12 protein-coding genes are annotated in these 13,044 nt (G+C 66.0%); all 12 read right to left on the minus strand.

Annotated elements, in window-relative coordinates:
- Window positions 1-119 precede the first annotated feature (119 nt).
- The 12 genes from FGK64_RS04660 to FGK64_RS04715 all read right to left on the minus strand — a co-directional run bounded on the left by FGK64_RS04660 (window position 120) and on the right by FGK64_RS04715 (window position 13,042).
- On the minus strand, window positions 120-1,643 hold the full coding sequence (locus tag FGK64_RS04660) for an aldehyde dehydrogenase (NADP(+)) (RefSeq protein WP_138862607.1): 1,524 nt from the start codon (window positions 1,641-1,643) through the stop codon (window positions 120-122).
- 115 nt (window positions 1,644-1,758) lie between these two features.
- Window positions 1,759-2,895, minus strand: a complete 1,137-nt coding sequence (locus tag FGK64_RS04665; protein ID WP_138862608.1) for a fumarylacetoacetate hydrolase family protein — start codon at window positions 2,893-2,895, stop codon at window positions 1,759-1,761.
- A gap of 20 nt (window positions 2,896-2,915) precedes the next feature.
- The gene (locus FGK64_RS04670) at window positions 2,916-3,683 is read right to left on the minus strand and encodes an enoyl-CoA hydratase/isomerase family protein (RefSeq protein ID WP_138862609.1); all 768 of its coding nucleotides are present in this window, start codon (window positions 3,681-3,683) and stop codon (window positions 2,916-2,918) included.
- Window positions 3,680-4,780 carry an extracellular solute-binding protein gene (locus FGK64_RS04675; RefSeq protein WP_138862610.1) on the minus strand — a complete coding sequence of 367 codons (1,101 nt, stop codon included), beginning with the start codon at window positions 4,778-4,780 and terminating at the stop codon, window positions 3,680-3,682. Before FGK64_RS04675 ends, FGK64_RS04670 begins: the two co-directional genes overlap by 4 nt.
- Entirely contained in the window at window positions 4,777-5,970 is a 1,194-nt protein-coding gene (locus tag FGK64_RS04680; protein WP_138862611.1) for a CaiB/BaiF CoA transferase family protein, read from the minus strand. The genes FGK64_RS04675 and FGK64_RS04680 overlap by 4 nt, the downstream gene beginning before the upstream one ends.
- A 7-nt stretch (window positions 5,971-5,977) precedes the next feature.
- A complete protein-coding gene (locus FGK64_RS04685; RefSeq protein WP_138862612.1) occupies window positions 5,978-6,733 on the minus strand; it encodes an SDR family NAD(P)-dependent oxidoreductase in 756 nt (251 codons plus the stop codon).
- The gene (locus FGK64_RS04690) at window positions 6,730-7,908 is read right to left on the minus strand and encodes an aldose 1-epimerase family protein (protein ID WP_138863062.1); all 1,179 of its coding nucleotides are present in this window, start codon (window positions 7,906-7,908) and stop codon (window positions 6,730-6,732) included. The genes FGK64_RS04685 and FGK64_RS04690 overlap by 4 nt, the downstream gene beginning before the upstream one ends.
- 98 nt (window positions 7,909-8,006) lie before the next feature.
- The gene (locus FGK64_RS04695; protein ID WP_138862613.1) at window positions 8,007-8,921 is read right to left on the minus strand and encodes a sugar phosphate isomerase/epimerase family protein; all 915 of its coding nucleotides are present in this window, start codon (window positions 8,919-8,921) and stop codon (window positions 8,007-8,009) included.
- Window positions 8,922-8,935: 14 nt separating this feature from the next.
- Window positions 8,936-10,021 (minus strand): Gfo/Idh/MocA family protein, encoded by a 1,086-nt coding sequence (locus FGK64_RS04700; RefSeq protein WP_138862614.1) that lies wholly within the window; start codon window positions 10,019-10,021, stop codon window positions 8,936-8,938.
- A 23-nt stretch (window positions 10,022-10,044) separates the two neighbouring features.
- On the minus strand, window positions 10,045-11,055 hold the full coding sequence (locus tag FGK64_RS04705) for an ABC transporter ATP-binding protein (RefSeq protein ID WP_138862615.1): 1,011 nt from the start codon (window positions 11,053-11,055) through the stop codon (window positions 10,045-10,047).
- Window positions 11,055-12,116, minus strand: a complete 1,062-nt coding sequence (locus FGK64_RS04710) for an ABC transporter ATP-binding protein (protein ID WP_138862616.1) — start codon at window positions 12,114-12,116, stop codon at window positions 11,055-11,057. Before FGK64_RS04710 ends, FGK64_RS04705 begins: the two co-directional genes overlap by 1 nt.
- Window positions 12,113-13,042 carry a carbohydrate ABC transporter permease gene (locus tag FGK64_RS04715; protein ID WP_246057673.1) on the minus strand — a complete coding sequence of 310 codons (930 nt, stop codon included), beginning with the start codon at window positions 13,040-13,042 and terminating at the stop codon, window positions 12,113-12,115. The genes FGK64_RS04710 and FGK64_RS04715 overlap by 4 nt, the downstream gene beginning before the upstream one ends.
- Between the last annotated feature and the right edge of the window lie 2 nt (window positions 13,043-13,044).

Consider the following 13,044-nt stretch of genomic DNA (forward strand, 5'->3'; position numbering starts at 1 on the left):
CGCTTTTCTTTCGGGCCCCTTTCCTACCGGACCACGTTCCGTTCGGATACCTCATTTTGAGCACGCCAGGCTGCCAGGATATGCGTTACCGGCCAGTTTTACGTGTGCGTTTATGCCATTCAGAGGTCCGCCATAAACGCGTCTGGAATATTCTGGTAACAGACCGGCCGCAGGAAACGGCGGATCGAGAGTGTGCCAACCGAGGTGGCGCCAAAATTGGTCGACGCCGGATAGGGCCCGCCGTGAACCATGCTGTCGGCCACCTCGACCCCGGTCGGAAAGCCGTTGACCAGCACTCGGCCCGCCATCCGCTCAAGGATCGGCATCAGGGCGCGCGCCGCTTCCATATCGGCGTCGTCCATGTGCAGCGTCGCGGTCAGCTGGCCGTGGAACCCGCGCGCAAGATCGGCCATGGCGCCCGGCCCGTCCACGCGCACCACCAGCCCGAGCGGGCCGAACACCTCTTCGCCCAGGGCGGCATCGCTCAGGTAGGTGTCTGCATCGGTTTCATAAAGATTCGGTAAAGCCCTGCGGCCCTCGGAGTCTTTCGTCAGGACGGGGCGCACCGCATTGCGGGTGTCAAACCGCGATTTACCTTTTCTGAACGCCTCGGCGATACCGTCGGTCAGCATGGTCTGCGCGCTCTGCCCCTCCAGCGCACTGGCCGCCGCCGCCACGAAGGCATCGCCATCTGACCCCAGCGGCACCACCGCGATGCCGGGATTTGTACAGAACTGCCCGGCCCCCATAGTCAGGGAGCCAGCCCAACCCGCGCCGATGTCCGCCCCCCGGCGGGACAGCGCATTCGGAAGGAGAAACATCGGGTTTACTGACCCTAGTTCGCCGAAGAACGGGATCGGCTCGGGCCGTGCGGCACACAGATCGAACAGGGCGCGCCCCCCTGCCAGCGATCCGGTGAAGCCGACCGCCTTTATGCGCGGGTGTTGCACCAGCGCGGTGCCGACATCGCGCTTGCCGCCCTGGATCAGGGAAAACACGCCCGGGTGCAGCCCGCAGGCGACGATCGCGGCATGCACTGCCTCGGCCACGATTTCGCCGGTGCCGGGATGGGCCGAGTGGCCCTTGACCACCACGGGACAGCCCGCCGCAAGCGCCGCGGCGGTGTCGCCACCGGCGGTTGAAAAGGCCAGCGGAAAGTTCGATGCACCGAACACGGCCACCGGACCGATCGGGCGCTGGATCATCTTCAGATCGGGGCGCGGCAGCGGGGCGCGATCTGGCAGCGCCGCGTCATGGCGGCGGTCAAGATAGTCACCCGCGCGGATGTGGCTGGCAAACAGGCGCAGCTGGCCGGTGGTGCGGCCCCGTTCGCCTTGCAGCCGCGCTTCGGGCAGGCCGGATTCCTGCGCGCCGATCAAGGTGATCGCCTCGGCGCGTGCCTCGATTTCGTCGGCGATGCGGTCAAGAAACCCGGCGCGCGCCTCGCGCGTGGTATAGCCGTAGGTCCAGAATGCATCTTCGGCGGCCTCGCAGGCACGGTTGACCAGATCGGGCGTGCCGATCGAGAACGCATGCGCAGGGCCATGGGCCGGCTCGGATTGGAAGGTGGCATCGCCAGTAACCCAGTCGCCCGCAATCAGGTGCTTGCCATGTGGGGTGAAATCGGGGGGTGTGCCGTTCATAGGAGGATCCTTTTGAATGGGGAAGGAAGAGGGCGCCGTCGATCACCGAAGGCCCCAAAGAGTTTATTGAAAGGTGACGGCGGCGGGCATGCCCACCACCTTGGCAGAGGCCCGGCTACACCAGCCCGCGTTGCGCTAGGTTCGCCATCAACGCCCGCACACCAAAGTGCCACTCGGGGCATTCGGTCGACAGGCGCACAGTGTTGACCAACGCGCCCAGACCGGGCGCCGCGATCCTGACCACATCCCCGGATTTATGTGTGAACCCTTGCCCCGGTTCGTCGCGGTCTTCTGTCGGGGCAAACAGCGTGCCCAAAAACAGCATCACCCCGTCGGGGTACTGGTGATGGCGCCCGATGGTCTGCGCCACCAGATCAGCCGGATCCCGGCTGATTTCAGCCATTGAGGATTGGCCCGTCATCTCATAGCCACCCGCGCCCGTCACCGTCAGATCCAGCGTGGCGGCGCGCACGTCATCCAGCGAAAACCCGTCGTCGAACAGGCGGATCATCGGCCCGATGGCGCAGCTGGCGTTGTTGTCCTTGGCCTTGCCCAACAACAGGGCCGAGCGGCCTTCGACATCGCGCAGGTTCACATCGTTGCCCAGCGTCGCGCCAAGGATACGGCCCGTGCTGCTGACGGCCAGCACGATTTCCGGCTCGGGGTTGTTCCATGTCGAAATCGGGTGCAGCCCCACCTCGGCGTTAGGCCCGACCGAGGACAACGGCTGCGCCTTGGTGAAGACCTCGGCGTCGGGGCCGATCCCCACCTCTAGATACTGGCTCCACAGCCCTTCGGCCTGGAGCGCGGCCTTGACCTCTGCCGCCTCGGGCGAACCGGCGCGCAGATTGCGCAGGCTGTCTCCGATCAGTGCCCCGATGCGGGCGCGCACCTCGGCTGCGCGGGCGGGGTCGCCGGCGGCCTGCTCTTCGATCACGCGTTCCACCATCGAGCGCGCGAAAGTCACGCCGCAGGCCTTGATCGCCTGCAGGTCGCAGGGCGCCAGCAGGTGCAGCCGATCGGGATCCGGGGCCACATCCGCAATATCGCCGACCGGACCAAGCGCCCGCCCGGGCAGATCACGCAGAATAGCGGCGGGGTCGTCGGCGTCCAACAGATGCGACACGGTCGGAAATGCGCGCGAGGTGACATCACACAGCTGGCCGTCGCGCACGGTGACGACGGCAGGCCCCTTCACATCGGGCAGCCAGGCGCGGCCCAGCCAAAGAGCGGTATCGTCTTGCAGACTCATTGTATTCCCTTGTCCCTGTGTCAGCGGCGCGAAAAGTCAGGTGTGCGTTTCTCGGCGAAGGCCGCGCGCCCCTCGGCGGCGTCTTCGGTGGCAAAGCATACCGCCTGCAGATCGCGTTCATAGGCCACGGCGCGTTCCAGCGGCATGTTATAGGCCGCTTTCAGGTTGGCGCGCGCGGTTTCCGCCGCGATCGGCGCGCGGCTGGCGATGGTGGCCGCAATGGCCCGGGCGCGGTCCAGCAGCGCGTCGGGCGCCGTGACCTCGCTGACCAGCCCCCAGCCCAGCGCCTGCGCGGCATCGACGGGGTCGCCCGTCATCACCATCATCGCGGCGTTCGACGGGCCGATGGAATGGGCCAGCAGCGCGGTCATCCCGCCCCCGCCGATCCAGCCCAGCTTGATTTCCGGCGCGGCCATGCGGGCCGTGTCGGACGCGATGCGAATGTCGCAAGACAGCGCCATTTCCAGCCCGCCGCCAAAGGCATAGCCGTTGATGGCGGCAATCGACGGCTTCAGCAGCGCGCGCAGCGCATCGCAATATTCGGGCCGGTTGCGGAAATCCCACGGGGTGGCATAGCGGTCCAGCTCGGCAATGTCGGACCCGGCACAGAACGCCTTGCCGGTGCCGGTCAGCACCACGGCGCGCACGGCCGGGTCGGTGTTGCAGCGCTCGACCGCTTCGATCATCAGCGCGGCCATCTCGGGCGTCATCGCGTTCAGCTTGTCGGGGCGGTTGTAGGTGATCGTGGCCACGGGGCCGTCGATGTCCAGGGTCAGCGGCGCGCTCATGCTTGGGCCTTTTCGATGGATGCGTGGAACATGCGGGCCAGCTCGTCCACCGCCTGGGCGGCGGGGCGGCGGGTGGAAAGCGCATCGCGCAGATGCGCCGAGGCTGCCGTCTGGAACGCGATATAGCCGTTGTGGCGCGGGCGGATCGCCGCCGCGCGCAGGGTGTCAGCGGTATCGGCGTAAAAGTTGCCCCAGGCCGCGTTGATGCGCGGATCGGCCCAGGCGGCCGCCAGACCGGGCTGGCCGTCGTTGTCGGGGATCAGCCCGCGTTGGGCCGTCTCGGACATCAGCATCAGCAGATGCGCGCGCAAGGCATCCGTCATGGTGCAGCGCCGCGAGACCGCGATGCCGGTGCCGCCAAGGATCGACCCGGGCCGCCCGCCGGCGCGCGGCGCATTCGCAAACCGCAGCGGATGCGCACGGGTTGGCGCGGCATAGTTCACATAGCCATAGATCAGCGGGCATAGCGCCACATCGTCCTGCGCGCTCATGTGGTTCAGGATGCCGATGGGGTTCAGCGCGGCGGTGCTGGCAGGGCTGTGTGCCGCCAGCTCGGCCAGGATGTCATAGGCTTCGCGCGCCACGTCGGGCGCGACCCAGCCGCCATCGCGCAGGTCCAGCCCCGCATCCAGCGCGGCGCAGACCGACAGGAACGACAGCGCCGCATGTGGCCCGGCCAACGACAGGGCAACGCCGCCCTGCCCCGACAGTCGCAACACCTCGTCCCACGTTGTCGGGCGCGCCTCTGTCAGGTCGGGGCGCAAGGCCATGACCTGCGTCGCCGCATCCAGCGGCAGCGCCCATTGCCGCCCCGCCATCGCATAGCTGGCGAAACTGGGCCCCATGGCGGCATCGGCGATCCGGGCCAGATCTTCGGCCTCGAACACCTGATCCAGCGGAAGGATGCACCCCTCGGCCAGCGCCTCGCCCAGGTGAGGGTGATCCAGCACGACAAGGTCATATTCGGCGCAGAGCCTGGCAATCGGGGCGCTTTCGAACCCTTCCAGCGGTTGCGTCTCCCATGTCACCGGGCCACCGGCGGCGGCCAGCGCATTATAGCCGCGCGGGTGATCCCATGTCAGGCCGCGCGCGCTCATGGCTCGCCCCGCCCGATGGCGCCAGCCTGCGCCATCTCTCCGATCTCGGCGTCGGAAAACCCGACCGCGCGCAGGATGTCGTCGGTATGTTCGCCGGTCAGCGGCGCACCCCGGCGCAACTCGGACGGGCTGCGCGAAAAGCGGATCGGAAAGCCGGGGGTTTTGACATGCCCCTCGGTCGGGTGATCGTATTCGATGAAGGTGCCGTTGTGGGCAATCTGCGGGTCGGCCACCAGGTCGGCATAGCCATAGACCGGCCCGGCCCAGATGCCCTCGGCCGCCAGCCGCGACAGACAGTCGGCGCTGGTGAAGCGCGCAATCGCCTCGCGCACCGCGGCAAAGGTGGCATCGCGGTCGTCCCAGCCGGCGCGCACCTCGTCCAGTTCGGCCAGCGCGGGGGCGTTCAGCGCGCGGGCAAGCCCCGGAAAATTCGGCATCGCCAGCGCGATATAGCCATCCTGCGTCGCGAAGGTGCCATAGGGCGCGCGGATATAGACATGGGCGTGCGGCTCGGCGCTGCGCTCCTGCGGCTTGTGACCGACCGTGAAGACCGACAGTTCCTGCATCTGAAGCGTGGTGATCGCGTCCAGCATGTTCACCTCGACCTTCTGGCCCTCGCCCGTGCGTTCGCGGTGCAGCAGCGCGGCCAGCGCGCCCTCGAAGGCGGTATAGGCGGTGACGGCATCCACAAGGTACTGCCCGGCCGCCTGCGGCGGTTCGCCCTTGCGACCCGTCGACATCATCGCACCCGACATGGCCTGCAACAGCAGGTCCTGCCCCGGGCGCTGCGCGTGGGGGCCGTCTTCGCCGTAGCCCGTCATCGAGACATAGATCAGCCCCGGGTTGATCGACGAGAGCGTGTCGTAATCCACGCCCAGCCGCCCGGCCACACCCGCGCGGTAGTTCTGGATGAACACATCCGCCTTGGCCACCAGCCTGCGGATGATCGCCTGCCCGGCTTCGGACTTCAGATCGACGGCCAGCGAGCGTTTGTTGCGGTTCAGCGACAGGAACGACACGTTGATCTTGTTGCCGGTGATGCCGCCTGCCGGGGCGTGGCGCTGCCATTCACCCGCCACCGGTTCGACCTTGATGACATCCGCGCCCAGATCGCCCAGCCGTTGCGCGGCAAAGGGCCCCGCCATCGCGATCGAACAGTCCAGCACGGTATAACCCGTCAGAATTCCCATGATTGCCTCAGTGCATGATCCAGCCGCCATCCACCGCGATGGTCTGGCCAGAGATGAATCCCGCGCCGTCAGAGGCGAGGAACAGGATGGTTGCGGCGATGTCATGCGGCGTTCCGCGCCGCTTGACCGATTGATGATCCATCACGAATTTCACATAGCCTTCCGGATCAGGGTGGATCTTCTCTGCGTCGGTCGGAAAGGCGCCGGGCGCGATGGCGTTGCAGGTGATGCCCCATTTGCCGAATTCGCGCGCCCAGGCCCGCGTCAGCCCCAGCAGCGCGCCCTTGGACTGGACATATGGCGCCAGGTTTTCCCACCCGCCCGACAGGGTAATCGAGGTGACGTTGACAATCCGCCCCCAGCCTTGCGCGCGCATCCCCGGCAGCGCCGCGCGGGTGCAGATCAACGCGGATTCCACGTTGACCTGATGCACGGCGCGCAGCTCCTCCATCGCGTAATCCTCAAAGGGTTTCGACGGGTAGATCGCGGCGTTGTTCAGCACCACGTCGATGGGACGCTCGGCGGTGATCTCGGCCAGTTTGGCCTCCAGCGCGGGCTGGTCGGTCAGGTCCATCTCAAGCAGGTGCAGCCGCTCGGCGGCCCCGGGGGGCGTGTCCTCCAGCAGGCGCGCGTTCTTGGAATGGTCGCGGTCGATGGCGAAGACCTCGGCGCCCGCCGCCAGAAAATCCAGCGTGGTCTGGTGGCCCAGCCCGCCCGACGCCCCGGTATACAGCACCCGGCGCCCTGTCAGCGCGCCGCTCATGACCGGCCCCCGATCGGGCGATGGTTGCCCGAAGGCGCGGGGTAATCCGTATCGGGTTGCACCGCGATGGCCGCGATGCGCGCCTCTGCCCCGGCAATCGCGGCGGCGTCGGGCAGCACGGCGAAGGTGGTGTCGTACCGGCGTTCATCGCCATGCATCAACCACGTCATCTCGCCCCGCTCGCGCGCGGCGGCATTGCCCAGAACATGGTTCGTCGCCGGTTCGATCCCCAGCGCGTATTGCCCCGATTGCAGGTTCTGCCATTCGTACTGGCAGGGGAACTGATCCTTGCGCGTCGTGACCATCAGCCCAAGGCCAAGCCGGTCGTTGACCAGCGCCACCGGCACCTCGCCCGCGCTGTCGGCGGCCATCTCGTGCTGCCAGACCTGTTCGTGGAAATCCAGCTGCGGCCCCGGCAGGTGGCGATACCCGACTCCTTGCCGGTCATAGCTGTCGGCATGGGCCGCCCAGACCACATCGGCCACGGGCGCAAGGTAACGCGCGCCCTCTTCCAACACGGGATGCCCGACGTTGATGTGATAGCAGAACATATGCGGCGTCTTGTAGAACCCCCGGTTCACCACGCGGTCATGCAGGCGGATGTCGTTTGTGCCCACCTCGGCCTCGATCCGGCGGTGCAATTCCAGATGCTCGCCAAAGACTGTGCCCTGGCTCACCACGCCCTCGGCCCAGAGGAAACAACGGTCGCCCTCCCAGCGTTCGCCATAGCCGGTCAGCTTGGCGGGGATGGTGCCGATACGGCCATGAATCGAATGGCTGGCCGTCTGGCGCGGCCCGTACACATAGGTGTCGGCGGGCGCGTCATACATGAACAGGATATGGTCCAGCCCGCAGGTGATCATCAGCCCCGAAAAGCTGCGCATCCAGCCCAGACCGCCTTCGCCTTCGTACTCGTGCAGGCCCGGATGGCGAAACCCCGACGGCGAATGCCACCCGATCGCCTGCCCTGCAAACTCGCAATCGGCAATATCCATCGCGCGGTCCACCAGCACGGTGAAACGCAGGCCGGTGCCGGTGCGGAATTCCAGCATCCGGATTCCGCGCTCCAGCCCGTCGTCCAGCACCATGCTGCGCACCCCGGCGGCGTGACCCAGGCCACCGCTCAGCGCCTCGGCCTCGTGGCGGGTCAGGTCTTTTCCATAGAGCTTGACCATGATCTCTCCGTTTGCCAGCGCCGCGGCCCTGGCATCTTCTGTCATTTGTCGGGGAAACGGCGGGCCGGTTCTGGCCCGCCGCAGTGGGTCTCGCGGGCCTAGACGCCGTTGGCGCGCATCCGGCCGTCGATAAACTGCTTGGCGCGCGGCACGTCGGATTCATCCAGATGTTCGATGATCATCGGAATGTTCGGATGCTTCTTGGCCAGCCGTTGGAAATACAGATCGTAGTTCAGCTCTCCCAGCCCGGGCGCGGGCAGTTCGATTTCACCCACACCGCGGAATGTGTGGCTCTCGGCGGCATCCGCATCGCCGATGTCAGAGTGCTTTTCGCCCTTGTCATCGCCCGAGCGTTTCACGTCTTTCGCATGGCCGATCTTGATCTTGTCCGACAGCGCGTCGAAGACATAGTTCAGCGTCTTGTCCATGGCGTCGATGTTATGCGCCTCGAAGTAGTTGGTCGGGTCCATCAGCAGGCCCAGCCCCGGGTGATCGACCTCGGCGAACATGCGCAGGGTTTCCTCGACACTGCCGACCACGTTGTTCACATAGGTTTCCAGCAGGAACATCGCGCCGTGGTCATAGGCGAATTGCGCGAGGTCCGAGATCACCGTGCGGCAATCGTCCCAGCCTTCTTCCGTCTTGTTCTTGGGGTGGTGGACCCAATCGCTTTCCGTATCGAAGGTGCCGGTTTCGGAAATCACATAGGGCGAGCCAAGGTATTGCGCATGGGCCAGGATTTCCTTCAGCCGTCCGTTGCGTTTCGCGCGTTCGCCCGCGTCCGGGTGGACAATGTTGGTATAGGCCGAAATGCACGACACCGGCAGGTGATGATCGCGGAAGGTGTCGCGGATGGTGCGGCATTTCTCGGGCGTCACCTGCCCGTCGGACACGTCGATATCCTTGAAATGCAGGTCCAGCTGCACGGTGTTGAAATCGTGGCCCCGGATCACCTGGGCCGTCTTTTTCAGGTCATACGGGAAATAGCCCGTGAAAATCCCTGTCTGCATCATTGTCGTGTCCTCCCTCAGTCGTTCGTCAGGTCAAGCCGCACCGTGCGGCCCTGTTCGATGGATTGGTATGCGGCCTCGACCAGCGCCATGGTGCGCACGTTGTCGGCCACGTTCAGAACCGGAGTTTCTCCGGCATGAATGGCGTATTGCAGCTGCTCCATCACGCCGATGAAGGCATGGGGAAACCACATCGTGTCCCACGCGGGGCTGACCCATTCGCCGCCCGTCTCGGTGGTGGAGTTGTAACTCAGGGTCGAGGCCGCGCCCGTCGGCCAGCCGATCGTGCCCTTGGCGACGCCCTTGGTGCCTTCGACCCGCCATGTGATGTGCTGATCGTCGGCATACCCTTCCTCGCGCGGGCCCGACCATACGTCCTCAAGGCTCAGCGCCATCAGGCCGCCGGGGAATTTCAGCGTGGTCACCACGATCCCGTCGGAATGGTCGAAGCTGGTGCGCGGATCGGGGCGCGTCAGGCTGGTCACCTCTTCGGGGTCGCCGAACAGGAACCGCAGCGCGTCAAGGTGGTGCACGCTCATGTTCGACAGGGTCAGCCGGTCGTACCCCTCCAGAAACCCCTGCCAATGCGGGATCGCGTGCATGTCGATCTGGGCAAACACCGGATCGCCCAGCGCGCCGCGGTTCAGGATCTGTTTCAGAACCTGCATCGACTGGTCATAGCGCATGTTCTGATTGACGCTCAGCACCTTGCCCGCCGCGCGGGCCTCGTCGCGCAGGGCGCGAGCCTCGTCCAGCGACAGGGCCAGCGGTTTCTGCGCCAGCACGCCCTTGATGTGCGGCGCGGCCAGCGCGGCGCGGATCAGCGCGGGCTGCTGGTCAGGCGGATAGGCGATATCGACAATCTCGACATCCGTGTCGGCAATCAGCGCCTCGGGCGTGTCATGCACCCGGCCGATGTTCCAGCGTTGCGCCACCTCCGCCGCCTTGGCCTTGGTGCGCGAGGCAATGGCCACCACCTGAAACCCGGCCTCGGCATAGGCGGCCAGATGGCATTCAGCCATGATCATGCCCGCACCGATCGCGCCGATACGATAGTCGCGGATCCGAACCTCCGGATCCGGCCTGTGGGTGAAATCTTTCATCGTGTCCCCTCCCCTGTGTCCTGTCACGCCAGCGCCTGCCCGGCGCCGTCAAAGAAATGCGCGCGCCCCTCGTCGACGCGTAGCGTGACATCCTCTCCTGCGGTGAACTGCGGCTGGCCGCGCAGCGTGGCGCGCATCTGCGTGCCCTCCAAATCCAGCGTCAGCGTGGTGAAGCCGCCCAGCGGCTCGACCTCGGCAATCCGCGCCCCCGGGCCCCGCGCCACGCGCAGGTTCTCGGGGCGCACGCCAAGGCTGGCCGCGCCGGCAGGCCCCGCGCCCAGCTGCATCCGCGCCGCCAGCGCCATCGGCACCACGTTCATCGCGGGCGCGCCCAGCATCGAGGCGACATAGGTGGAATTCGGATGGCGGTACAATTCCTCGGGCGTGCCGATCTGGCGCACGCGGCCCGACTCCAGCACCGCCATGCCATCGGCGACCGACATCGCCTCTTCCTGATCGTGGGTGACGTAAACCAGCGTCTTGCCCATGTCCTGCTGGATGCGCCGCAGCTCGACCCGGGTTTCCTCGCGCAGGCGCGCGTCCAGCGCGCTGATCGGATCGTCCATCAGGTAGGCCACCGGATCGCGTACCAGCGCGCGGGCAATCGCAACCCGCTGGCGTTCGCCGCCCGACAGCTGCGCCGGCGGCTTGTGCAGGATGTGCCCGATATGCAGCTTGTCCGACACGTCGCTGACCCGCGCACGGATGGTGGCGGCGTCGATGCCGCGTTCCACCAGCGGAAAGCGCACGTTGTCCAGCGCGCTCATATGCGGGAACAGGGCAAGGTTCTGGAACACCATCGCCACGTTGCGTTTCGCGGGGCTGACATTGGACACCGGGCGCCCATCAATCAGGATTTCGCCCGCGTCGGGCTGCTCCAGCCCCAATATCAGCTTGAGGATGGTGGATTTGCCCGACAGCGGCGGGCCGAACAGGCAGAAGAACGCGTTGTCGCGGATGTCGAAACTCACGTCGTCCAGCGCCAGCGTCTCGCCGAACCGCTTGGTCACGTTGCGGAAGGAAATCGAAGCCATCACAGCGCCCTTTCGGTTTGCGCGTCGAACAGGCGGACGGAACGCTCCGGCACCGAAAAGCGGAATGTCTCGCCCTGTTGGGGGGCCGGGGTTTCGCCGTCCAGCACCACCTTGGCGCGGTGATCGCCTGCGGCAAGGTGCAGGATGATCCGTGGCCCGATCCGCTCGGCGGCGGTGACCTGCATCGCCAGTGGGCCGTTGGCATCGGGCACCACTTCTTCGGGGCGGAAGCCGAACAGGATGTCGCCGGTCTGCTCCAGCCGCAGCGCGCCCGAATGCCCGGCGGCCCCCAGATCGATGACGGGGGCACCATCGCCGCCCGTGACCCGCCCCGGCAACAGGTTCATCCCCGGCGCCCCGATAAAGCGCGCCACGAAGGTATCGGCGGGGTGGTTGTACACCTCAAGCGGGGTGCCCACCTGCAACAGCTTGCCGTGGTCCATCACCGCGATCCGGTCGGCCATCGTCATCGCTTCAAGCTGGTCATGCGTGACGTAAACCATCGTCTGCTTGAATTGCCGTTGCAGGCCCTTCAGTTCCGACCGCATGACGGCGCGAAAGGCGGCATCGACGTTCGACAGCGGTTCATCCATCAGAAAGATCGAGGGTTCGACCACCGCCGAACGGCCAATCGCCAGACGTTGCAGGATGTTCACCGACAGCCCCGCCGCGCGGCGATCCAGCAGCGGCGACAGCTGCAACAGCTCGGCAATCTCGCCCACCCGGCGCGCAATCTCGGCCCGGCCCACGCCCTGCGCCTTCAGCCCGTAGGCCAGGTTGTCGCGCACGCTCATGTGGGTGAAGATCGCGTAGTTCTGAAACACGAACCCCACGCCGCGTTTCGCCATGGGCACGCCGTTCATGTTTCGCCCGTCGAACCGGATTTCGCCGTGGCTTGGTTCCAGCATTCCCGCGATCATGTTCATCGTGGTGGATTTGCCACAGCCCGAAGGCCCCAGCAGCGCGACGAATTCGCCATCGGCAATCGTCAGGTCCATGTTCGCCAGCGCGGTGAACTCACCGAAATCGCGGCCCAGGTTTTCCAGCGTGATCCGGGTCATTTCGCGCCTTTCATCTTGTTGATGGCCAGGGCCGACACGATGGACAGCACGATCAGGATGGCCAGCGCGATTGCGGCAACATAACCCCAGATCAGCTCTTGTTGCGTGACCTTGTAGATGTAGATGGAAATCGTCTCGGTCGCGACGCCGGGGCCGCCCCCCGTCATGATGTAGAAGTTGTCGAAGACCTTGAAGTTCTCGATCACCCGGATCGCGATGGCGATGATGATGATCGTCTTCATCCGGGGCAGCACGATGGTAAAGAACCGCCGCGTCCACGAGGCGCCCAGCAGAACCGCCGCCATCTGCTGATCCTGCGGGACCGAGACCATGCCCGCCAGAAGGATCAGGAACATCAGCGGAGTCCACTGCCAGATGTCGGACACGATGACGGCGAACAGCGCCAGATCGGGATCGGACAGCCAGGCGATGGTCACGGGACGGCCCGCAAACAGCGAGAGCAGGTCGTTCACCGGCCCGCCGGACTGGAACAGCATGAAGAACATGTATCCGGCCACCGCAGGCACCACCATCATCGGCACCAGCAGCGTGGAATACAGCACGCGCTTGCCGGGAAAATCGTCGACGAACAGGATCGCCAGACCAAGGCCTAGGAAGAACTGCACCGGCACGCAGATCGCCATCACGATGCAGGTGCGCCACAGCGCCGACCAGAACCGCGGATCGCCCGCCAGATCGACATAGTTCAGCAACCCGATCCACAGCTCATAGGCGCGATACCAGGGGATGCCGTCCAGCGGCGACCAGTCGGTCAGCGAGATGTAGATCTGCATGCAGATCGGGAACAGCGCGATGAACAGCACCAGCAGTTGCGCGGGCAGCGTCAACCAGAGGCCAAGGCGCTTTTCCTCGCTCGTATCGGCCTCGGGGGTCGCGCTGGCAGGCGCGGCGATGGGTTGGGTCATGT

Origin of the sequence: Arenibacterium halophilum, from assembly GCF_005938225.1 — a bacterium.
Classification (GTDB): domain Bacteria; phylum Pseudomonadota; class Alphaproteobacteria; order Rhodobacterales; family Rhodobacteraceae; genus Arenibacterium; species Arenibacterium halophilum.